The organism is Mesorhizobium sp. M0701, from assembly GCF_040320365.1.
In the GTDB taxonomy this organism is placed as follows: Bacteria; Pseudomonadota; Alphaproteobacteria; order Rhizobiales; family Rhizobiaceae; genus Mesorhizobium.
In genome coordinates, this window is sequence record NZ_JAMYPO010000013.1 from 86,144 (window position 1) to 104,197 (window position 18,054).

An 18,054-nucleotide genomic window follows, 5' to 3' on the forward strand; every position below is an offset into this window, starting at 1 on the left:
TTGAATAGCCGGCGACTCTGCGGCAAACCTTAACGATCGAGCTCGGTTATCATCCTGTTAGGGTTAATGGCCGGTAAAGGCGCGCGGCCGATGCGGGCCGGATCGACGAATGCAGATGGTTTTCAGCCTCTTGTTTGCGGCTTATTAATAGAGCCTGACAGGTTCTTACCGCGATATTAACGGCTGAGTTACCATAGTTGTTTACGGTGCATGCTGACTCAGTACCGGAGCAGGGATGCATGTCCGTTCAATCCGCGGCCGCAGATGTCGACGTCGATCTCAGGCAGCTTTTCGCCAGCCTGGCGCGAAACTGGCTGCGCATCCTTGTCGTCGCACTGGTTGTAACCGGCCTGGCCTTTGCGCTCGCCTGGCTTGCAACGCCCGAATACAAGGCGGCAGCCAAGCTGGAGATCGGGCCTCGAGAATCGGAGTTCACGCGGCCAGCCGGGGCCAACGGCAACGAGCGGTCGATTCCCGACGAAGAGGCTGTGGCCACCGAGGTCCAGATCATCTCGTCCCCCGACATCCTCAAGCAGGTGGCGGCGAAGCTCAACCTGGCGAAATTGCCCGAATTCGACGAGGCGCTGAAGATGTCGGCGCTGAGCCGCGCCCTTGTCCTTGTTGGCTTGAAAAGCGATCCGTTCGAGATTCCGCTGGAAGAGCGCGTGCTGGACGCAATGCATGAGAAGCTCAACGTCTATGGCGTTGAAAAAACCCGCGCGATCGCAATCGAGTTCTCGTCAGAGGATCCAAAGCTTGCCGCCGCGATCCCGAACGCCATTGCAAACGCCTATATCGCCTCCAAGGGCAATGCCAAGCTCGAATCGAATTCCGCCGCCACCGACTTTCTGGCGCCGGAAATCGCGGATCTGCAGAACCGGGTGAAGGAGGCGGAAGCCAAGGTTGCCGCATTCCGTGCGCAGTCCGATCTTTTGATGGGCGGCAACAATTCGGTGCTTGCCACCCAGCAGCTGTCCGAATTGTCGAGCGAACTGTCACGCGTGCGCGCCAATCGCGCTTCGGCGGAAGCGACCGCCGACAGCGTGCGCAGGGCGTTGCGCAATGGCGGCTCGCTGGATGCCGTTCCGGAGGTGTTGTCTTCCGAACTGATCCAGCGCCTGCGCGAGCGGCAAGTCGAACTCAAGAACAACATCGCCGACCTTTCCACCACCTTGCTCGACAACCATCCGCGCATCCGCGCGCTGAAGTCGCAGCTCGCGGATCTCGACCGCCAGATCCGCAACGAAGCGGAAAAGATCATGAAAGGTCTGATGGCGCAGGCCGAGACGGCGAAGGCGCGAGAGGCTCAACTCGTGGCAGACGTCAACACGCTGAAGGCGGCGTCCGCCCGCGCCGGCGAAGAGCAGGTGGAACTCGATGCGCTGCAGCGTGATGCCGCGACCAAGCGTCAGCAGCTCGATCTCTATTCATCCAGCTATCTCCAGGCGGCCGCACGCAAGGATCGCAACTATCTGCCCGTCGACGCTCGCGTATTTTCGGACGCCCAGGTGCCGGCCGAACCTTATTTCCCCAAGATTGGTCCGATTGTCAGTGCGGCCTTTGTCGGCTCGTTGCTCATCATGGCGATCGTCACGCTGCTGCAGGAACTGTTTTCCGGCCGCGCCATGCGTCCGGCCGCCGGTGCCCATTTCGAGCGCATCGAGCAGGTTGCGATGCCGGCTGTCCAGGCCGAACGCGTGATGGCCGAGCCCGACCCGTCGGTTGGCCGGTCCGAACCGGCAGTCGTCGAGATCGATGAGGCCGACGACGACAATATCATTGAAAGCAAAGTGGAGCCGGAACCCGTCGCGGTGGCGGAAGCGGCTGCCGAGAAAATCGAACCGGAGTACTCTGAAATGGCCGCTGGAGACATTGAACCGGCACGTTCTATCCTCGGCGAGGTCGACATCGACAAGGCCGCGGAAAAACTGATCGCCACCGGTGCCGCCCGCGCCATATTCGTGTCGCCAGAAGGCGACGAGGCGGCTGCCTCGGCAGTGCTGGTGGCGCGCGCAGTCTCCGACGCCGGGCTTCGCGTGCTGCTGCTTGATCTCACCGCTTCGGGTGCCGCCTCGCGGCCGATGCTGGACAGCGGGCTGTTTCCGGGCATCACCGATCTGCTCGCCTCGCAAGCGCAGTTCAGCGATGTGATCCACCCCGATCTCTATTCGGACTGCCACGTTATTCCCGTCGGCACAGCCGATCCGGTCCGCGCCATGCGCGCCGCCGACCGGCTGCCGATCATCATGCAGTCGCTGACCACCGCCTATGATTTGGTCGTGGTCGAATGCGGACCGGCCGACGCGCAAGGCATCAGCCGCCTGGTGGGCGAGGGGACCGAGGTCTTGCTCTCCATGCTTGAGCCGGACGACGAGGTGACGCAGGCCGCGGTCGCGCTCATCGAGAGTGGCTATCCCGACCTGACGCTGGTCACGCCCATCGGCCATGTGGCGCCGGGCCCAATGCCGGGACGGCGCTCGGCCGCCTGAGGCAGTTTTCTCTCAAATCGAAATCAGCTGTCGTCTTCGCCTGCGGCCGGTGCTGTCCGCCCCACGGCTTTACGGCGCAGCAGCTTGGTCAGCTTCCAGACCATTGGGCTGTGCTTGATGAATGCCTTCAGGCTTGCGCCGTGCCTGAGCGCAAGCGCCAGCGCACGACCTTTCGGCGTCAGCGGAACCAGCACCTCGAAATGCTGCGTTTCGACATCGCACCACAATCGCTTGTAGGGTTCGTCGCCGACCGAGAAATCATAGATTTCGAAACCCGCCTCGCAGGCTTCCTGGATGTTCTCGAAGAACAGGAAGTCGCCCGGGCTGGTGTGTGCGAGGTCGTCCTCGGCAATCGCCCCGAATTCGCAGATCAGCCGCTTGCCCGAGCGGCTCGACCCGGTGACTGCACGAAGTTTGCCGGCGACTTCCAGCCCATGCAGGACGAAGGACGGATCTTCCTCTTGAAGCGCGTCGGCAAACAGCGAGCGGAAAAAAGCGCGCACCTCCGCCTCACCGAAAACATTGGCGATGCCCATCTTGCGGAAGCGGAATTCCTTCATCTCGAAAAAGGCATCGAGCAGCATGTGCACCTCGTCCGCAGTTCTCGCCTCGATGCGACGATAGCTGCCAACGGCCTCGAACTTGCGCGCCTGCGAGCGATGCTTCTTGCGCCTGCGCTTGCCGCTCACGCGGGTGAGCAGTGCGTCAAATCCTCCCACAAGACCGGCGGCCAGCGACAGATTGGGGCTCGAAAAATGCGGCAAGGCGGAGAGCGGGTTGGCAACGCCGTCGAGATCGGGCAGCAACCGCTCCAGCGCAACAAGATCGATGTCGCGCCGCGCCTTGGCAATCGCAGCCAGCATCGAGCGGATCGCCGCGCTATCGGCATTCGCCAGCCATTGCGGGTCGGCGGCGGCAAAATTGCCGTTTGCATGGCGGCCGCCCATGAACCGGGCGACGCGGAACGCTCCACTGCGAGTGACCTCCAGCGCCAGTGAGAAAACCGGCCTGTCCTCGGCGCGCAGCGTCGCAACGACAACGTCGGCGCCGGTATGTGCGGCCCAGTTCAGGATCCAGCCTGCGCTTTGCGCAGGGGCAAAAAGCGCCGAATGGCAGAATTCTGCGTACGCCGCCAACGCCGCACTATCGGCGACCGAGGTTGACAGGCCGGCTTTGCCGGCCGGCAAGGCACACGGCGACGCCTCGCTGCTTGCCAGCCGATTGCCGTCAAATGACGCGGTGGCGTCAACCATACCTCAATCCTTAGGGCGTATTCGTCGCGATTGGGGGTCCCGCGCAGGCGCATTCCATGCTTGATGAGCTTAGGCGCAAAAGGTGAATGAATGATCGACGGGGGCGAGGCAATCCGCAAACTGGCGCTCAATATCGCCCGCTATTCCGGTCTCGCGCCGCTGGCCAAGCCGTTTATCGGCGGCCTTGGCGCCATCCTGATGCTGCATCGGGTTACCGCGACGCCGGAAAAGCCGAACGGCGTCAACCGCCACTTGAACATCGCGCCCGGGTTCCTCGACACCGTGATCGCCGACATGAAGGCGAACGGCTACAGTTTCGTCACGCTTGACGAGGCGATCGAGCGCATCAAGGCTGGCGACAAGGACGGCCAGTTTGCGACAATCACCGCCGACGACGCCTATCGAGACAACATGACCGAGGCGCTGCCGGTGCTGGAGAAACACGGCGCGCCGATCACCATCTACGTCGCGCCGGGGCTGATCGACGGCGCTGCCGATTTGTGGTGGGACGTGGTCGAGGACATCGTCAATGCGCGCGATCGCCTGACGCTGACGACGCCGGATGGCCCGGTGACAATCGACTGCTCGAGTCCGGGAAAAAAGGTCCAGGCCAATGCGCGCCTGCACGCTCATCTGACGCTGAAGGTGCGCGAGCAGGACCAGCGTGCGGTGTTGCGGGATCTGGCGCGCTCGAACGGCATCGAGTTGGGTGGTCCGCGCCCGAGCACGCTGATGAACTGGGACGAGATCCGCACCATGGCCGGGCACCCGCTGGTGACGATCGGCGCACATAGCGTCAATCACTGCAATCTGAAGCGGCTTTCCGAGAGCGATGCGCGACATGAGATCGGCGATGTCAAGCGCATATTGCAGGCCAAACTCGGCGAGGAGCCGCGCCATTTCGCCTATCCCTACGGTTATGCCAGTGCCGTCGGCCGCCGCGAAGTAGGCCTAGTCCGCGATGCCGGCTACGCCTCGGCGGTGACGACCCGCCACGGCATACTCCGCGCCGAGCATGCCGGCTTCCTGCACGCCCTGCCGCGCATTTCGGTCAATGGCCGCTACCAGAGCGTCGCCCACATCCGAACAATGTTGTCGGGCGTGACGACGCCGCTGGCCAATGCCGGCAAGACGGTGGTGACGATCTAACTGTTGCCTCGCCCCTTCGGCCGCGGCTCCAGGATCAGCCATTTGATGATGCCCATCGCCGGCAGCACCCACAAAAGCCCGCTGAGCAGGAAGAAGATGAAGTGCGCCAGCGGCCCGGACTGCGACAATTGGGCGACCGCCACAATCGAGGCGACCAGCGCATAGACTATGACCAGCACTACCAGCAGGAAGCTTCCGATCAGCTTTTTCAGGCGAATGGGCATGGCGCGATCTCGTTGATCGCTATCGCTTAGGCCGAACAGCCAATACGCGCAACCCGCCAGAAACGGCGCGACGGCGTGCCGCGCTGTCCGGTCTTGCAAGCCGGGTTGCGATGGTTCACCAATCCGCGACTTCAACCGCCGGGACAAATCCATGGCTGCTGCCATATCCGATGCCGCGCCTTTCGCCGCCCGCGATCGCGACCTTCGCAACCGCGCGCTGGTACGCGGTTGGCTCTATGTCGTGCTCCTGGTGCTGTTTGCGCTGGTACTGGTCGGCGGCGCTACAAGGCTCACCAATTCCGGCCTGTCGATCACCGAATGGCAGCCGATACACGGCGTCATCCCGCCGCTCAATGATGCCGAGTGGCAGGAGGAGTTCCTGCGCTACCAGCAGACCCCGCAATATGCCGAACTCAACAACGGCATGAGCATCGAGGCGTTCAAGTCGATCTTCTGGTGGGAATGGGTGCACCGCATCCTGGCGCGTAGTGTCGGCGTGGTCTTCGCCCTGCCGCTGCTGCTCTTCTGGGCGACGCGCCGCATCGAGCGGGGCCTCGGCACGAAGTTGTCGGGCATCCTCCTTCTCGGCGCCCTGCAGGGCGCGATAGGCTGGTGGATGGTGGCGTCCGGGTTGGTTGACCGGGTTTCGGTCAGCCAATACCGGCTGGCGACGCATCTGACGCTGGCGGCGCTGATCTTCACGGCGACCATGGTGGTCGCGCGTGGGCTGGCGCCGCACTCGGAACCTGCTGCCGACCGCTCGACGCAACGTCTGGCCGGCTTCCTGGTGCTGCTGGCGCTGGTCCAGATCTATCTCGGCGGGCTGGTCGCAGGGCTAGACGCCGGCTTGAGCTACAACACCTGGCCGCTGATGGACGGCAAGCTGGTTCCCGGCGACCTGCTGCTGCTGGAGCCGGCATGGCGCAATTTCTTCGAAAACCCGAAGACGGTGCAATTCGTCCACCGGGTCGGCGCCTACACGATCTTCGCGGTCGCGCTCTGGCACATGATTGCGACACGCCAGCGCCTGCCGGGCACGACGCATGCCCGACGCGCGACGCTGCTGTTCCTGATTGTCGTGGTGCAGGCGTCGATCGGCATCGGCACGCTATTGATGCAGGTGCCTCTGCACATGGCCCTGACGCATCAGGCATTCGCGCTGTTTCTGCTGGGCTTCGCCGCCGCGCATTGGCGCGGTACCAAGGGCGCTTACCCGCTGCCCCACGAGATCGCTCTCAGAGGCTGAGCCGCACCCGCCGGATTGCCGCGGCAATCGCCAGTTCGCGGTTTTCGTCGACCGCATTGCGATCTTCATGGTGCCATGCAGCCGACAGGCAGCCATAGGCGATGGCGTGGTCCAGTATCGCGGGCGGCGACTGGCCGAGCGTTGCTGCAAAGACATGCGCCATATGCGCGATCCGCCGCGGATCGAGGCAAAGATCGTCTCGGTCGAGTGGGTTGTAGAACACATTGGCGGCATCGAAGCCGGGGTCGCCGAGAACGCCCTTTGGATCGATCGCCAGCCAGCCGCGCGGACCGTGCATGATGTTGTCGTGATGCAGGTCGCCATGCAGCGGCCGCACGTCGTGCGGATTGGACAACAGCCGTTCCGCGATTTCGGCAGCTTCGACATACAGGCTCTTTTCGCCGGCGGCGCGATCGGCCTTCGCCTTTTTGAACAGGCTGGAAAACCGGGTCCGCAACGGCTGAAGGTCCGGCGGGGCAGGGTGCTTCGACGGCGAGAACAGCTTGGCCATTACCTCCGCCGCGATCGCGGTGGCGGCATTGTCGCCCTGATCCGCAATCATCTGTGACAGCGAGGTTTCGCCAGCATATTCGAGCAGCATGCAGTGGCCATCGCGGCCCAGCAGCCGCACCGCGCCTTCGCCGCGTCGCCAGGCGAGGAAATGCTCGCCGCGCAACTCGTCCTCGACATCGTCGAAAGGCTTTAGATCCTTGACGATTGCCGAGCCGTCTTCGCGAGGAACCTTCCAGATGCGGCTGCTGAACGTTTCGGCGATGAGTTCGGGCGCGCCGACCTTCCAGCGCTTCGGAAATGCTGGCGCATCCATTTAGAGGCCGAGCATCAGATCCATGTTCTGCACGGCGGCGCCCGAGGCGCCCTTGCCGAGATTGTCATAGACCGCAAGCAGCAGCGCCTGCGCTCGATCGTCATTGGCGAAGACGTAGAGCTTCATCCGGTTGGTGCCATTATAGATCTCCGGATCGATGTCAGGCATGCGTTCCTGATGCAGATACGGCGCCACCTCGACCACGCCGCCATCGATGGAAGCGAAATGATCGGCGATCGCCGCGTGAAGCTCGGCGCCGGTCGGCACATGGTAGAGGCCGCCGAGTTGCAGCGGCACCACCGTGATCATGCCTTGCGCGAAATTGCCGACCGCCGGCTGCATGATTGGATCGTGCGAAAGCTTAGCATAGGTCCTAAGCTCAGGCACGTGCTTGTGCTGCAGCGTCAGCCCGTAGGGCAGGAATTCCGGCGCATCCTCGCCCTTGCCGACATAATCCTCGATCATCGGCCGGCCGCCGCCGGAATAGCCGGAAATGCCGTTGACGGTGACCGGAAAATCGGCCGGCAGCAGCCCCGCCGCAACCAGCGGCCGCAGCGTCGCGATTGGTCCTTGCGGCCAGCAGCCCGGATTGGCGACGCGCTTCGCCGAAGCGATCTTCTTCGCCTGGTCCTTGTCCATTTCGGCGAAACCATATTCCCACCCATCGGCGACACGATGCGCCGTCGAGGCGTCGATCACTTTGGTGGTGTCATTGGCGATCAGCGAAACGCTTTCCTTGGCGGCTGCGTCCGGCAGACAGAGGATCGCGACATCGGCAGCATTGAGGAACTCGGCGCGCGCTGCCGTTTCCTTGCGGCGCTCGGTCGGGATGGAGATGATTTCCAAGTCGCCACGCTCGGCAAGCAGCGCCCTTATCTGCAGACCGGTGGTGCCGTGCTCGCCGTCGATGAAGATTTTCGGTTTCATTGCTTGCCAAAATTCCTGTTATCTCAAAGCTATATGCCGCTTGCCTGGTTCAATCCGGCAACGCCATTATTGCCCTGGTTCATTTCTTCGAGTCGGGCCTTTCGTTCCGCCAACAGCCCGAGATAGTGCATGGCCACCATCGACCCGGCAATTGCCGTTATATCGGCGTGATCATAGGCTGGCGCAACCTCGACGACGTCGGCGCCGACGATATCGAGCTGATTGATCTGGCGCAGCACCGACAGGATCTTTGCCGAAGACGGGCCTCCCGCGACCGGCGTTCCGGTGCCGGGCGCAAAAGCCGGGTCCAGGCAATCGATGTCGAAAGTGACGTAGGTCTTCTTGCCGCCCGTACGGTCGACGATGGCATAGGCGATGTCCGACGCACGCATTTCCTCCACTTCATGGCCATACAGGATCTTGATGCCGAACGTGTCGGGCGCGTGGGTGCGGATGCCGATCTGGATCGACCGGTCGGGGTCGATGATGCCCTCCTTGACTGCACGGCCGACGAAGGAGCCGTGATCGATGCGCTTGCCGTCGTCGGGCCAGGTGTCCTGGTGTGCGTCGAACTGCACCAGAGCCAGCGGGCCATGGATGGCGGCATGCGCCTTGAGCAACGGCCAGGTGACGAAGTGATCGCCGCCGAGTGACAGCAGAAAGGCGCCGGATTTCAGGATCTTCGCCGCTTCGCGTTCGATCGTGGCAGGCGTCTTCTGGTGATTGCCGCTGTCGAGCAGGCAGTCGCCGTAATCGACCACGGCAAGCTGTTCGAACAGGTCGCGCGAAAACGGATATTGCGGATCGTTGTCGAGGATGGCCGAGGCGCGGCGGATTGCCTGCGGTCCGAAACGGGCGCCCGGCCGATTGGTGACCGCAGCGTCGAAGGGAATGCCCCACACCACCGCATCGGCGTCCTTCACGTCCTTCGAATATTTGCGCCGCATGAACGACAGGGCGCCGGCATAGGTCGGCTCGAACGACGCACCCGTCCTGGAGCGGGTGGTGAAGGCATGATCGATGGTCCTTGGCGGCATGAAGCGATCTCCTGTGCGTCGACGCGCAACCTTATTGGACATAATTCTCAGAATTGCGACCCCTGCGGAGGATCGTGGCCATTCGATCCGGTCACAAATCCTTGCTCGCCAGGCGAACCCGGCATGGCTCGCCAGGAGATTGCCTGGCAAGCACCCGAAAGTAGCCGCCGAAGACTGCCTCGGCCGGCGCTGACCTGATTTTCCGGCATTTTGCAAGCCGGCTTCGTTCACCTGCCTGTCACGGGCATCGCTTAACCGGGGTGCGATCCCGGTACGGAGCGATTCTCGTGCGAACGACCTGTCTCATGCGAACGATTTGGCTGAGCCTTCTGCTTTCCGCGGCGCTGGCGCTCTCCCTTGGCCAGGCATCGGCAGGCGAAACGCGCGCCAGGCAGATTCTCGACCGCTTCGAGCACGCCAACCAATGGCGCGACCATGTGATAGTGGCCGCGCACCGCGCCGGCGGCATGCAATCCGGCAAGACGCTCTATCCCGAAAATTCGATCGCCGCCGTCGAGGCGTCGATCGCAATGGGCGCCGAAATCGTCGAGGTCGATATCAGGCGCTCGAAGGACGGACAGTTCGTCGTCATGCATGACAGTTGGCTCGACCGCACGACGAATTGCAAGGGTGAGGTGGTCAACCGCACGATGGCCGAACTCAAGACGTGCCGGTTGGTGATCGAAGGCACCGGCGCCCTTACGGGCGAGACGGTCTCGACATTGCGCGAGATGTTGATGACGACCAGGGACAGGATACTCATCAATCTCGACAACAAGCTCGATACCGAAAGCCTCGTCGGCATGGTCGCGGTTGCGCGCGACCTCGGCATGACCGAACAGGTGATCGTCAAGGAGAACCTGTGGAATGCGGAGCGGATTGCCAGTGTCAAGGCCGCCATGGACGCGATCGGCAGCGGCTTCCAGTTCATGCCGATTATCGCCGATGACGCGGTTCGCGACGCCATGTTTGCCGAGAAAGTGAGCCGGGCCTTCCCGATGCGCGCGGTCGAGATGATCAACTGGCGCACGGGATCAGAGACACTGACCGAGACCGGCGGCCCGCTGTTCAGCCCGCGCATGCGTGCGCTGGCGGTAAGGGGCGACTGGCACATCTGGGCCGACACCTATGCCATCGTTAACAAGCCGGGCGGCTTCCTCGCCGGCGGTCGCGGCGACGAGCTGGCGGTTGCGGCCAGCCTGCCGCGCGAGACTTATGGCTTCTGGGTCGAGCGCGGCGCCACCATCATCCAGACCGACGAACCGAAGGCCGCCATCAGTTGGCTGGCGGCGAACGGTTTTCGCGTGCCCTATGCCGGTGAGAAGCGCCCGGCCGAGCCGGCCAACACGGCCAGCATCAACTAGACCGGCGCGGCGAGAATTGGATCTCCCTCTTGTGGGGACGATGCCCGGCAGGGCAGAAGGGCGCTGTCCCGCCGACCCCAGGCCGGCAGCGCCAAACTTTCGAAGGGACCCAGAAACGGAAAACCCGCCTCTGCGGGCGGGTCGTTGGAGCCAATTGGCACCATATCCAGATTAGTAGCATAGCTGCCGGCACAAAGCAAGAACAAAATGTGGCGTAGTGGCAGAAAAATGCGACGATCCTTCAGCGCCTCGGATGTCCCGCCTGCAAGGTCGCGCGCCTTCGCTGTCCTGCCGGCAATCTCCCCCGCGAGGGAACCCACTTGGGGGAGATTGGCTCATCACTGCCTTCGGTAATCTACCCGCAGGCCGCCATTGCCACACCATCCAGCTCCTTGATGACATCGTCCGACAGTTCGAGGTCGCCAGCGGCGAGGTTCTCCCGCAGATGCGCGACGGAAGACGTGCCGGGAATCAGAAGAATGTTGGGCGCGCGGCGAAGCAGCCAGGCGAGCGCGACCTGCATGGGCGTGGCGCCGAGGCGTGCCGCGACCTTGGACAAGGTCGACGACTGCAACGGGTTGAAGCCGCCAAGCGGGAAGAACGGCACATAGGCAGTGCCGTCGCGGGCGAGATCGTTGATCAAGGCATCATCGCCCCGATGCGCCAGATTGTACTGGTTCTGCACGCAGACGATCCTGCACATCCTGCGGCCTTCGGCGATCTGTGCGGCGGTGACGTTGCTCAGCCCGATGTGGCGCACAAGGCCCTGTCGCTGGAGCTCGGCAAGCGTCGCAAGCGGCGCCTCGATCGACCCTTCGGCGGGGCCATGCGCGTCGAACATGACCCGAAGGTTGACCACCTCCAGCACCTCGAGTCCGAGATTGTGCAGATTGTCGTGCACCGCCTGTGTCAGCTCTTCTGCCGAGAAGGCCGGCAGCCATGAGCCATCCGTGCCGCGTCGGGCACCGATCTTGGTGACCATAACGAGGTCGTCGGGATAGGGTGCGAGCGCTTCGCGGATCAACAGGTTGGTCACGTGCGGGCCATAGAAGTCGCTGGTGTCGATGTGGTTGACGCCTTGTGCAACGGCTTCGCGCAGTACGGCCAATGCCGCGTCGTGGTCCTTTGGTGGGCCGAAGACGCCTGGCCCTGCGAGCTGCATGGCGCCGTAGCCGAGCCGTCTCACCTTGCGGTCGCCGAGGATGAATGTGCCGGACTGGTCGACGCTGGACATGGTCTTTCTCCTTCAGGGATGGTGCAGAGATAGACGCTGTCCGATCTCATGATAATTGGGTACAATTCGCACGGGCTGTGCGGAATGACGAACAATGCAGATTGATCTCGGGGATCTGAACGCCTTCGTGGCCGTAGCGCGCGCCAAAGGCTTTCGCGATGCGGCACGCGCCAGCGGCGGCAGTGCGTCCGGCTTGAGCGAGGCGGTGCGGCGCCTGGAGACGCAGCTCGGTGTCAGGCTGCTCAACCGGACGACCCGCAGCGTTGTCCTGACGGAAGCCGGCGAAGGCCTGCTGGCGCGGCTCGGTCCTGCCTTGACCGAGGTGGAGTCGGCCCTCGACGTAGTGAACGGCTTTCGCGACAGGCCGGCAGGTACGTTGCGCCTCAATGTGCCGGTCAGCGCGGCGCGGCTGGTACTGCCCAGCATCGTTCCGCCTTTTCTCGCCGCCTATCCAGGCATCCGGTTGGAGGTGATCTCGGAGGAGAGCTTCGTCGATGTGCTGGCGGCGGGGTGCGACGCCGGCATTCGCTATGAGGAGCGGCTGGAGCAGGACATGATCGCTGTGCCGATCGGACCGCGCGTGCAGCGCTTCGCCACCGCCGCCAGCCCGGCCTACCTGGATCGTCATGGCCGGCCGCAACACCCGAGCGACCTGCTCGGCCACGCCTGCCTGCGCGGCCGCTTTGCCAGCCGTGCGATGCCGCCGTGGGAATTCGAGCGCGACGGCGAGGTGGTGCGGGTCGACCCGACGGGGCCGCTTGTCGTGACCCTGGGCGGGGCGACTGACCTCAAAGTCGATGCAGCCATCGCCGGCACCGGCATCATCAGCCTGTTCGAGGATTGGCTACGCCCTCACTTCGAGAGCGGGGCGCTCGAACCGCTGCTCGAACCCTGGTGGCAGAGCTTCTCCGGGCCGTTCCTTTACTATCCCGGCCGGCGCCTCGTGCCGGCACCGTTGCGGGCGTTCATTGACTTCATCAAGGCGTCCGCCGGCCAGCCCTGACACCCGGGAGAGCCGCGCCCGAAAATAAGCGCGGCTCGCTTCCCTCAGGTGACCCGCCACTACGCTTCGCGGCAGCTCTTGCTTGATCTATTTGACTGGAATCATCAGGTGCGCGTAGGGCGTGTCGGGGAACATGACGTATGGCTGTGTGGGGTTCGGCTCGTGGGGATACAAGGCCATCATGTCTGGTGCGTTCATGACCATCACGTGCGGACCATCATGCAGCCATTCGGCCCCCTCCGGCGGCTTGGTTGCAAAGGGGTCGGTATTGCTGGCCGCATCGCCTCCTTTTAGCATGTAGGCGAAAGCAACTTTCCCTGCAGGCGGCTCCTTCTTGGACATGATCGCGTGCATCCACGCCATCCCGTTCTCATCCGTGCACATTGGGTCGTCGGCGGGAGTGCTCGGGTCGTCCGGGATGCAAGTGAATCCGTTGGTGCCCTTCCTCAACGTCTTCATCTCCCAATTCACGACGGCGGCGTTTTTGCCGACAGCCTCCGGTGCCGCTGTGATCGCATTCTCGATCAGCTGCTCGTCGCTTTTGTCGGCCGCAGGCGCGGCGAATGCCCAAGTGGCGGCGACAGCTGCCAGAAACACACTGCTGGAATGGATGCGCATTGCCTCCTCCTTCGCGAGCGTCGGGTTACCGGCGCGTCGCAACGTGCACAGCTCCCGCTCTGTGGAGTTGGCTGCTGCCCTGGGATCTGGAACGCGCCTGTAATTAAGATACTACTAATATTACGTAGGGTCACCTGAAGATGCGGGATTGCTATGTCGACAAAGAAAAGGGGGCTGCGAATACGCAGCCCCTCTGAAAAAATCGATAGAAAACCGGTCTTTGTTTAACGCTTCGAGAACTGGAAGGAGCGGCGGGCCTTCGCCTTGCCGTACTTCTTGCGCTCGACGACGCGGCTGTCGCGGGTCAGGAAGCCACCCTTCTTGAGCACGGCGCGCAGCGCCGGCTCGTAATAGGTCAGCGCCTTGGAGATGCCGTGGCGCACGGCACCGGCCTGGCCGGAAAGGCCGCCGCCGATGACGGTGGCAACGATGTCGTACTGGCCGGCGCGATTGGCGGCGATGATCGGCTGGTTGAGGATCATCTGCAGCACCGGACGCGCGAAATATTCGGCGAACACCTTGTCGTTGACGACGATCTTGCCGGAGCCGGGCTTCACCCAGACGCGGGCGATGGCGTTCTTGCGCTTGCCGGTGGCGTAGGCGCGGCCCGACTTATCGAGTTTCTGGACGTGGACGGGTGCGGCCGGCTGGGTGTTGGTATTGCCGGTGGCAGCTCCGAGTTCTGCGAGCGAGGAAAGCTCAGCCATCTTACGAAACCTTCTTGTTCTTGGCGTTCAGCTTGGCCACGTCGAGGACGACGGGCTGCTGGGCGACATGCGGATGTTCCGTGCCTGCATAGACGCGGAGGTTCTTCATCTGGCGACGGCCGAGCGGGCCACGCGGGATCATGCGTTCGACGGCCTTCTCGACGACACGCTCGGGGAAACGACCCTCGAGTAGCTGGCGCGCGGTGCGCTCCTTGACGCCGCCGGGGTGGCCGGTGTGCCAGTAATAGACCTTGTCGGTGAACTTCTTGCCGGTGAACACCACCTTGTCGGCATTGATGACGATGACGTTGTCGCCGTCGTCGACGTGCGGGGTGAAGGTGGGCTTGTGCTTGCCGCGAAGATGATTGGCGATGACAGTGGCGAGACGGCCGACGACGAGACCCTCGGCGTCGATCAGCACCCACTTCTTCACCACATCCGCAGGCTTCTGCGAAAAGGTTGCCATGGATTGTTGCTTTCGGTTCGGACCTTCAAAAGAAGGCGTTTCTTGTTGCTTGGATTGGCGAAAGGCGCTTGCCCGCCGCCAATAACAAAACGGCGGCCTTTGCGGGCCGCTGCTTCGTCACGGCTTATAGGGGAGGGGTTCGACCGCGTCAAGGCGCATGAAACACTTGCCAGAAGATAAAGCCAAATGAAAACAAGGACTTGTGTTAAAGGTATGATTTTACCACATCGCGATTTTGGCTCTATGTCGGGCAAGTCTCAGTGCTTTGCCTCGATTTCCTTGCGAGCTGCGCTGGAGAGGAATGCCGATCGCGTTATGCCTCGGTCGCGCGCTGCGGCGTCGATCGCCCGCAAAACGCCACGCTCGAAAGTCACATTCGCCCTCACGACGGCGCTGTCATTGTCGATGAGTGGTACCGAGACCAGATAGCCTCCTTCAGCAAGTGCTTTGCGTATATCCGCAAGCGCGATGATCGCCTCGTGGCTGGACGGTTCGGGAACAGGCATATCCTCCGCCCACAGTTGCAATGCTTCGACTGCATTCGGTACGATGTCTTCCGCCTCGTCCGCGGCTGAAAAGCAGCCGGGAATGTCGGGAAAGCGAATGCCGAACGCGCTGTCGGGATCTTTATCGACCAACGCGAAATAGTTCTTCATCTCAGCCTCCAAGCCGCTTCAGGTCGCCTATATCCAGCCCGCTTGCTTGGCGATGGCGCGAGCTGTACCGGTTGGTAGATCCTTCTCCGGATGCGGAACGATCAACACGATCTCGCCCTTTCGGAACTTGTGATGTGAGCCGCGTATGGAAACCAGCTCGAAACCGTCGTCCTTGAGACGCTTCACGATTTTGCGGCTGTCACGCTCCAGCAAAGATCACCCATGCGCACATATATACACATCAAGGAAAAATTCAATCGAAAGCATCAGGCCGGCGCTCGCTTTGGCGGGATCGAATAGGTGCCCGTTGCGTGCGCTACCGTGTGTCCCTCCGGGCCGGCGACGATGTCGATATCGAACACCATCAGGCTCTTGCCGAGCTTGAGGATGCGGCAATGGCCGTCGATAGGACCACTCTCGGCCTTGCGGACGAAATTGATGTTGAGACTGGTGGTGACCGAAAGTGCATCCGGTCCGGCATGCGAGAGCACGCAGACATAGCCGCCTATGTCGGCCAGCGTGAACAGCGCTGAACCCGACACGGTGCCGCCGGGACGCAAATGGCGCTCGTCGGCGTTGAGCCGCACGATACAGCCGCCTGGAAACACCTCCAACGCCTCATAGAAGGTGAACTGGTCGTTGAGTTGCGGGAAAACGGTCGCCATCAGCGCGTTGACATCAGCAGCCGTCAGCACCGGCTTGAGGTTGCTTTGGGCAGGCATGTCGGTCCCTCGTTTGCGCCTGCCTGTATGAGCGTAGCGTGCCGTTTCTGGCAACAGCCATTCATTATGGCAGAAGCGGGGTGTTGGACGAAGCGAGACCGGCATACTAGATTAGTCGATCACCGATCCGGAATCGCGGAGGAATGACCCCATGGCCGAAATCGTTGCCATCAAACCTGCCGTTGCCGAAGGGCCGGTCGTCTCCAGGCTGGACAACGGCGTGCTGCGCCTGACGCTCGCCAATCCGCCGGCCAACGCTCTTTCGCTTGCAGTGATGGCGGCGCTGATGGCGGAACTCGACCGCGCCAAGGCCGACAAATCCGTCCGCGTCATCATTCTTGGGGCGGCCGGCAAAGTGTTCTGCGCCGGGCACGACCTCAAGGAGTTGAGCACGCACCGCGCCGATGCCGATCGCGGCAGGGCCTTTTTCGAAAAGACCTTTTCCGCCTGCGCCGCGCTGATGCAGGCGATCGTTCGCCATCCTAAGCCGGTGATCGCCGAAGTCGACGGCCTGGCGACGGCGGCCGGATTGCAGCTGGTCGCCAGCTGCGATCTCGCCATCGCCTCGCACGAGGCGACCTTCTGCACGCCTGGCGTCAATATCGGACTGTTCTGCTCGACGCCGATGGTGGCGCTGTCGCGCAACGTCTCGCGCAAGCACGCCATGGAGATGCTTTTGACCGGCGAGACGATCGATGCGGCAACCGCCAAGGAATTCGGCTTGGTCAACCGCGTCGTGCCGCGCGAATATCTGAATCAGATTGTCACCAAATACGCGCAAACCATTGCGTCCAAATCCTCCCTGGTCGTCAAGATCGGCAAGGAAGCCTTCTACGAACAGGCAGAAATGGGGCTGGCCGAGGCCTATGATTACACCGGGCGCGTCATGGTCGAGAACATGCTGGCGCGCGATGCGGAAGAGGGCATTGGCGCCTTCATCGGAAAGCGCAGGCCGGAATGGCCGGAGGAATAGGAGGCGGATATGGAACCGCGCATCTCCATCATCACCATCGCCACCGACGATCTCGACCGTGCGACCCGCTTCTATGAGGCGATGGGCCTGACCCGCCATGCCGGGATCACCGACGGCGTTGCCTTCTTCCAGATGGGCGGCGCTATTCTTGGCTTGTTTCCGCGCCCAAGCGCAGAAGAGGATTCGGGCGTCAGCTTCTCGAAGGCGCCGTCGGCCGTTTACCTCGCCTACAACACCCGCTCTGACGCCGAGGTCGACGAAGTGCTTGCGGCGGCTGAGAAGGCCGGCGGCAAGATCGTCAAGCCGGCCGGGCGCGCCTTCTGGGGCGGCTGGTACGGCTATTTCGCCGATGCGGACGGGCATGTCTGGGAAGTCGCGCACAATCCGGCTTTTCCGATCGCGGAAGACGGATCGATTTCGCTGCCGGGCTGACGACGTTCTCCCTGGCCCATTGCAAGCCACTTGCTCGGCTGTTGGCACCTCACTCCGAAGCGCTGTATGACGAGGCATGAACCACGACGCCTACGACAACGCCTATATCGCCGGCATCCTCAATTCGGTGAAGACCATCGCCATGGTCGGCGCATCGGCCAATGACGTGCGGCCGAGCTATTTCGTGCTGAAATATCTGCTCGGCAAAGGGTTCTCGGTGTTCCCGATCAATCCCGGCCAGGCTGGCAAGGCGATTCTGGGCCAGATGACCTATGCCAGACTCGCCGACGTTCCAGGACCTGTCGATATGGTCGACGTGTTTCGCGCTTCCGCTGCCGTGCCGGGCATTGTCGACGAGGTGTTGCGGCTCGATCCGCTGCCGAAGGTCATCTGGATGCAGCTTGGCATACGCCATGACGAGGCGGCCGCACGCGCCGAAGCCGCCGGCATCAAGGTGGTGATGAACCGTTGCCCCAAGATCGAATATGGCAAGCTGTCCGGCGAGATCGGCTGGACCGGCGTCAATTCAGGCGTGCTGTCGTCGAAGAAGCCGCTGATGCGGCCGGGGTTCCAGAGTTTCGGCGTTCGCCAGAAGTAGGTAATGGATAGTGAATGGTGAATAGAAGGATTTTTCTGGAAGGCCGGCAAGGCGGCATATGAGCCGCTTGCAATCAGGGTAGGGCTGGCCGACTTTGCCATTCACCATTCACCATTCACCATTCACCATT

Annotated in this window: 20 protein-coding genes; 8 read left to right on the forward strand and 12 right to left on the reverse strand. The window is 62.6% G+C overall.

Going from position 1 to position 18,054, the window contains the following annotated elements:
- The first annotated feature begins 239 nt into the window (after positions 1-239).
- Complete coding sequence (locus NKI24_RS15320) at positions 240-2,489, forward strand: GumC family protein (RefSeq protein WP_352491883.1); 2,250 nt, start codon at positions 240-242, stop codon at positions 2,487-2,489.
- 23 nt (positions 2,490-2,512) lie between these two features.
- Here the strand turns inward: NKI24_RS15320 and NKI24_RS15325 are convergent, their stop codons facing one another.
- Positions 2,513-3,742, reverse strand: coding sequence for a GNAT family N-acetyltransferase (locus tag NKI24_RS15325; RefSeq protein ID WP_352745894.1), 1,230 nt, complete (start codon positions 3,740-3,742; stop codon positions 2,513-2,515).
- A 90-nt stretch (positions 3,743-3,832) separates the two neighbouring features.
- Between NKI24_RS15325 and NKI24_RS15330 the strand changes: the two genes are divergently transcribed.
- The gene (locus NKI24_RS15330) at positions 3,833-4,891 is read left to right on the forward strand and encodes a polysaccharide deacetylase family protein (RefSeq protein WP_352449326.1); all 1,059 of its coding nucleotides are present in this window, start codon (positions 3,833-3,835) and stop codon (positions 4,889-4,891) included.
- Here NKI24_RS15330 and NKI24_RS15335 read toward each other — a convergent pair.
- On the reverse strand, positions 4,888-5,115 hold the full coding sequence (locus tag NKI24_RS15335) for a DUF2842 domain-containing protein (protein ID WP_023674629.1): 228 nt from the start codon (positions 5,113-5,115) through the stop codon (positions 4,888-4,890). The two genes, NKI24_RS15330 and NKI24_RS15335, sit on opposite strands and share 4 nt — an antisense overlap.
- 151 nt (positions 5,116-5,266) lie before the next feature.
- Between NKI24_RS15335 and NKI24_RS15340 the strand changes: the two genes are divergently transcribed.
- Positions 5,267-6,361, forward strand: a complete 1,095-nt coding sequence (locus tag NKI24_RS15340; protein WP_352745893.1) for a COX15/CtaA family protein — start codon at positions 5,267-5,269, stop codon at positions 6,359-6,361.
- Here the strand turns inward: NKI24_RS15340 and NKI24_RS15345 are convergent.
- Genes NKI24_RS15345 through speB form a run of 3 tightly spaced genes read right to left on the reverse strand, consistent with a single transcriptional unit; the run spans position 6,351 to position 9,151 of the window.
- Complete coding sequence (locus NKI24_RS15345) at positions 6,351-7,187, reverse strand: aminoglycoside phosphotransferase family protein (protein ID WP_352746369.1); 837 nt, start codon at positions 7,185-7,187, stop codon at positions 6,351-6,353. The genes NKI24_RS15340 and NKI24_RS15345 overlap by 11 nt on opposite strands.
- Positions 7,188-8,114: an N-acetyl-gamma-glutamyl-phosphate reductase gene (gene argC, locus NKI24_RS15350; protein ID WP_352746372.1), complete on the reverse strand. Its 927-nt coding sequence runs from the start codon at positions 8,112-8,114 to the stop codon at positions 7,188-7,190.
- A gap of 29 nt (positions 8,115-8,143) precedes the next feature.
- Positions 8,144-9,151, reverse strand: coding sequence for an agmatinase (speB, locus tag NKI24_RS15355; RefSeq protein WP_352746374.1), 1,008 nt, complete (start codon positions 9,149-9,151; stop codon positions 8,144-8,146).
- Positions 9,152-9,456: 305 nt separating this feature from the next.
- On the opposite strand from speB, the gene NKI24_RS15360 reads away from it, so the two are divergent.
- Complete coding sequence (locus tag NKI24_RS15360) at positions 9,457-10,515, forward strand: glycerophosphodiester phosphodiesterase family protein (protein WP_352746377.1); 1,059 nt, start codon at positions 9,457-9,459, stop codon at positions 10,513-10,515.
- A gap of 355 nt (positions 10,516-10,870) precedes the next feature.
- Here NKI24_RS15360 and NKI24_RS15365 read toward each other — a convergent pair whose 3' ends face one another.
- Positions 10,871-11,749 carry an aldo/keto reductase family oxidoreductase gene (locus NKI24_RS15365; protein WP_352746379.1) on the reverse strand — a complete coding sequence of 293 codons (879 nt, stop codon included), beginning with the start codon at positions 11,747-11,749 and terminating at the stop codon, positions 10,871-10,873.
- 94 nt (positions 11,750-11,843) lie between these two features.
- On the opposite strand from NKI24_RS15365, the gene NKI24_RS15370 reads away from it, so the two are divergent.
- On the forward strand, positions 11,844-12,752 hold the full coding sequence (locus tag NKI24_RS15370) for a LysR family transcriptional regulator (protein WP_352501538.1): 909 nt from the start codon (positions 11,844-11,846) through the stop codon (positions 12,750-12,752).
- Positions 12,753-12,839: 87 nt separating this feature from the next.
- Here NKI24_RS15370 and NKI24_RS15375 read toward each other — a convergent pair whose 3' ends face one another.
- From NKI24_RS15375 to NKI24_RS15400, 6 genes are all read right to left on the reverse strand, one after another.
- Positions 12,840-13,370: a hypothetical protein gene (locus NKI24_RS15375; RefSeq protein WP_352449336.1), complete on the reverse strand. Its 531-nt coding sequence runs from the start codon at positions 13,368-13,370 to the stop codon at positions 12,840-12,842.
- Positions 13,371-13,594: 224 nt separating this feature from the next.
- The gene (rpsI, locus tag NKI24_RS15380; protein WP_023674644.1) at positions 13,595-14,077 is read right to left on the reverse strand and encodes a 30S ribosomal protein S9; all 483 of its coding nucleotides are present in this window, start codon (positions 14,075-14,077) and stop codon (positions 13,595-13,597) included.
- Between the two features lies 1 nt (position 14,078).
- Positions 14,079-14,543: a 50S ribosomal protein L13 gene (gene rplM / locus NKI24_RS15385; RefSeq protein ID WP_023674645.1), complete on the reverse strand. Its 465-nt coding sequence runs from the start codon at positions 14,541-14,543 to the stop codon at positions 14,079-14,081.
- Positions 14,544-14,800: 257 nt separating this feature from the next.
- On the reverse strand, positions 14,801-15,199 hold the full coding sequence (locus NKI24_RS15390) for a type II toxin-antitoxin system HicB family antitoxin (protein ID WP_352449337.1): 399 nt from the start codon (positions 15,197-15,199) through the stop codon (positions 14,801-14,803).
- Positions 15,200-15,226: 27 nt separating this feature from the next.
- Positions 15,227-15,409 carry a type II toxin-antitoxin system HicA family toxin gene (locus NKI24_RS15395; protein WP_352449435.1) on the reverse strand — a complete coding sequence of 61 codons (183 nt, stop codon included), beginning with the start codon at positions 15,407-15,409 and terminating at the stop codon, positions 15,227-15,229.
- Positions 15,410-15,465: 56 nt separating this feature from the next.
- The gene (locus tag NKI24_RS15400; protein ID WP_352746384.1) at positions 15,466-15,921 is read right to left on the reverse strand and encodes a PaaI family thioesterase; all 456 of its coding nucleotides are present in this window, start codon (positions 15,919-15,921) and stop codon (positions 15,466-15,468) included.
- A gap of 151 nt (positions 15,922-16,072) precedes the next feature.
- On the opposite strand from NKI24_RS15400, the gene NKI24_RS15405 reads away from it, so the two are divergent.
- The 3 genes from NKI24_RS15405 (at position 16,073) to NKI24_RS15415 (ending at position 17,924) form a co-directional block, all read left to right on the forward strand.
- Positions 16,073-16,894: an enoyl-CoA hydratase gene (locus NKI24_RS15405; protein WP_352449339.1), complete on the forward strand. Its 822-nt coding sequence runs from the start codon at positions 16,073-16,075 to the stop codon at positions 16,892-16,894.
- A gap of 9 nt (positions 16,895-16,903) precedes the next feature.
- On the forward strand, positions 16,904-17,326 hold the full coding sequence (locus tag NKI24_RS15410) for a VOC family protein (RefSeq protein ID WP_352449340.1): 423 nt from the start codon (positions 16,904-16,906) through the stop codon (positions 17,324-17,326).
- A gap of 76 nt (positions 17,327-17,402) precedes the next feature.
- On the forward strand, positions 17,403-17,924 hold the full coding sequence (locus tag NKI24_RS15415; protein WP_352571446.1) for a CoA-binding protein: 522 nt from the start codon (positions 17,403-17,405) through the stop codon (positions 17,922-17,924).
- The last annotated feature ends 130 nt before the right edge of the window (positions 17,925-18,054 follow it).

What these genes read in the sequence shown, in the direction of transcription:
- NKI24_RS15320 (WP_352491883.1), top strand. Translation starts at nt 240, where the DNA reads ATGTCCGTTCAATCCGCGGCCGCAGATGTCGACGTCGATCTCAGGCAG.
- NKI24_RS15415 (WP_352571446.1), top strand. Translation starts at nt 17,403, where the DNA reads ATGAACCACGACGCCTACGACAACGCCTATATCGCCGGCATCCTCAAT.
- NKI24_RS15370 (WP_352501538.1), top strand. Translation starts at nt 11,844, where the DNA reads ATGCAGATTGATCTCGGGGATCTGAACGCCTTCGTGGCCGTAGCGCGC.
- NKI24_RS15345 (WP_352746369.1), bottom strand. Translation starts at nt 7,187, where the DNA reads ATGGATGCGCCAGCATTTCCGAAGCGCTGGAAGGTCGGCGCGCCCGAA.
- NKI24_RS15400 (WP_352746384.1), bottom strand. Translation starts at nt 15,921, where the DNA reads ATGCCTGCCCAAAGCAACCTCAAGCCGGTGCTGACGGCTGCTGATGTC.
- NKI24_RS15340 (WP_352745893.1), top strand. Translation starts at nt 5,267, where the DNA reads ATGGCTGCTGCCATATCCGATGCCGCGCCTTTCGCCGCCCGCGATCGC.
- NKI24_RS15405 (WP_352449339.1), top strand. Translation starts at nt 16,073, where the DNA reads ATGGCCGAAATCGTTGCCATCAAACCTGCCGTTGCCGAAGGGCCGGTC.
- argC (WP_352746372.1), bottom strand. Translation starts at nt 8,114, where the DNA reads ATGAAACCGAAAATCTTCATCGACGGCGAGCACGGCACCACCGGTCTG.
- NKI24_RS15365 (WP_352746379.1), bottom strand. Translation starts at nt 11,749, where the DNA reads ATGTCCAGCGTCGACCAGTCCGGCACATTCATCCTCGGCGACCGCAAG.
- NKI24_RS15335 (WP_023674629.1), bottom strand. Translation starts at nt 5,115, where the DNA reads ATGCCCATTCGCCTGAAAAAGCTGATCGGAAGCTTCCTGCTGGTAGTG.
- rplM (WP_023674645.1), bottom strand. Translation starts at nt 14,543, where the DNA reads ATGGCAACCTTTTCGCAGAAGCCTGCGGATGTGGTGAAGAAGTGGGTG.
- rpsI (WP_023674644.1), bottom strand. Translation starts at nt 14,077, where the DNA reads ATGGCTGAGCTTTCCTCGCTCGCAGAACTCGGAGCTGCCACCGGCAAT.
- NKI24_RS15360 (WP_352746377.1), top strand. Translation starts at nt 9,457, where the DNA reads ATGCGAACGATTTGGCTGAGCCTTCTGCTTTCCGCGGCGCTGGCGCTC.
- NKI24_RS15410 (WP_352449340.1), top strand. Translation starts at nt 16,904, where the DNA reads ATGGAACCGCGCATCTCCATCATCACCATCGCCACCGACGATCTCGAC.
- NKI24_RS15330 (WP_352449326.1), top strand. Translation starts at nt 3,833, where the DNA reads ATGATCGACGGGGGCGAGGCAATCCGCAAACTGGCGCTCAATATCGCC.
- speB (WP_352746374.1), bottom strand. Translation starts at nt 9,151, where the DNA reads ATGCCGCCAAGGACCATCGATCATGCCTTCACCACCCGCTCCAGGACG.
- NKI24_RS15375 (WP_352449336.1), bottom strand. Translation starts at nt 13,370, where the DNA reads ATGCGCATCCATTCCAGCAGTGTGTTTCTGGCAGCTGTCGCCGCCACT.
- NKI24_RS15325 (WP_352745894.1), bottom strand. Translation starts at nt 3,742, where the DNA reads ATGGTTGACGCCACCGCGTCATTTGACGGCAATCGGCTGGCAAGCAGC.
- NKI24_RS15390 (WP_352449337.1), bottom strand. Translation starts at nt 15,199, where the DNA reads ATGAAGAACTATTTCGCGTTGGTCGATAAAGATCCCGACAGCGCGTTC.